Origin of the sequence: Streptomyces sp. NPDC048419, from assembly GCF_043200415.1 — a bacterium.
Taxonomy (GTDB): domain Bacteria; phylum Actinomycetota; class Actinomycetes; order Streptomycetales; family Streptomycetaceae; genus Streptomyces.
Genome location: NZ_JBICXT010000115.1, coordinates 1 through 1,519, shown reverse-complemented (window position 1 = coordinate 1,519; position 1,519 = coordinate 1). Strand labels below are relative to the sequence as shown.

2 protein-coding genes and 1 pseudogene are annotated in these 1,519 nt (G+C 69.3%); 1 reads left to right on the top strand and 2 read right to left on the bottom strand.

All coding sequences use genetic code 11. The annotated features are described in order from the left end of the window. The first annotated feature begins 158 nt into the window (after positions 1-158). Complete coding sequence (locus ACGFYN_RS48145; RefSeq protein ID WP_393872279.1) at positions 159-581, top strand: hypothetical protein; 423 nt, start codon at positions 159-161, stop codon at positions 579-581. Positions 582-623: 42 nt separating this feature from the next. Here ACGFYN_RS48145 and ACGFYN_RS48140 read toward each other — a convergent pair. Further along, positions 624-845 (bottom strand): annotated as a pseudogene (locus ACGFYN_RS48140) (transposase); the annotation flags it as partial. Continuing rightward, positions 842-1,090 carry a hypothetical protein gene (locus ACGFYN_RS48135; protein WP_393872278.1) on the bottom strand — a complete coding sequence of 83 codons (249 nt, stop codon included), beginning with the start codon at positions 1,088-1,090 and terminating at the stop codon, positions 842-844. The pseudogene ACGFYN_RS48140 and the gene ACGFYN_RS48135, both read right to left, overlap by 4 nt. Positions 1,091-1,519 lie beyond the last annotated feature (429 nt).

Below are 1,519 nucleotides of genomic sequence, written 5' to 3'. Positions count from 1 at the left end.
TCACCGCCACATCGGTGACCCTCCCGGCGGCAGAACGCGGACAGAAGACCTCCGCCAGCGTGTCCGCTTTCGACTGCAACCCGCTGCGCTGAGACGTCATCCGCTTTCCGAACGTGATCGTTCGCTCGTCTTGCTCGTGGAGGTGGCTGGCGGCGTCGGTGCTCGGTCTGCTGGAGGCCCGGGAGCAGAGAGCCCGAGAAGAGATCGCCCGGTTGCGGGAGAAGGCCCAGCGGGTGCAGGCTGCGCTCCGTGCCGTGGAAGGTGGGCTTGGACGGCTGGTGGATGCCCGTGCAACGGTGGCCGAGGTATCGGCCGAGCCGGAACCGGTGTCTGGAGCGGTGGCGGGGGCGGTGGTGTCGCAGCGGGCCGGGGACATGGCCGCGTCGGTCCTCGCCCCGGACTACCAGCAGATCTTGTCGGTGCTGGAGTCGGAAGCGGGCCGGGAGGGCATGCGCTTCCAGCACCTGGCCGTCGCTCTGGGGCTGGATGCGGCCGGTCGGCGTCCGGCCAGGCGGCCGCTCATGAGCATGGTCATCGACCACGGCACCATAGCTTCGTGCATGGCGGGCAGGGTTTCGTAATCGCTGCGCCAGGCGACGCGAGCGCATCAGCCAGCTCAGCGTCCTTTCCACCACCCACCTGCGCGGCAGCACCACGAACCGCGTTGTGTCGTCGGTGCGTTTGACGATCTGAAGGGTGAGCCGGGGCTTCTCGCGGGCCCAGTCGACGAGCCGGCCGGCATAGCCGCCGTCCGCCCACACCCGTCGGATGGAGAAGTACTGCCCTCGCAGCCGCTCGAGCAACGGGACGGCGGCGTCGCGGTCCTGGACGCTCGCCGAGCTCACCGCGACGGCCGGGACCAGGCCGAGGCAGTCCACCACCAGTGCGGCTTGCGGCCGCCCACCTTCTTCTCGCCGTCCCAGCCGGACGTCGAGCGGGGGATGTTCGCCGCTGCTCGCGCCGACTGCGAGTCCACGATCGCGGCCGTCGGGTCCACCGCGTGGCCCTCCTTCTGGCGGACCTGGTCGCGCAGCCGGTCGTGTGAGTTCGGCGAGCAGCCCAGTGATCTGCCAGCGGCGGGCGAAGGCATGCAGGCACCCTCCGATCGCAGCCGCACCCGTCACCCAGCTCGCCGTCACTGTCCTCGACCCCGGCCCTGAGCAACCGCCGCTGCCCGCGGTCTCGCGCGACGATCGCAACGCCGCCCCTTCTCAGCGCCGTCGGCACCGTTTCCGCCCTGCTCCAGGACGACCCGACCCGCCTGTGGAGAGTTGCAGAGATCGCCGCCCGCTTCGACGACGTCCGGCTGGACACCATGTATCGGCAATCTCCCGACGGGCCGACAGTGGCCTCATCTACAAGATCGGCCCGGTCGCTACGCAGTCACGCTCTGGACGTCAACTACCTTGCAAACGAAGGGAGATCTACTGACTTCCTCGGGTTGTTGTCGGCTGCTGGGTGAGGGTCAGTCTGGTGCCAGCCAGGCAGCCATCGATGAGGTCAGGCCGGAGCTGGATAT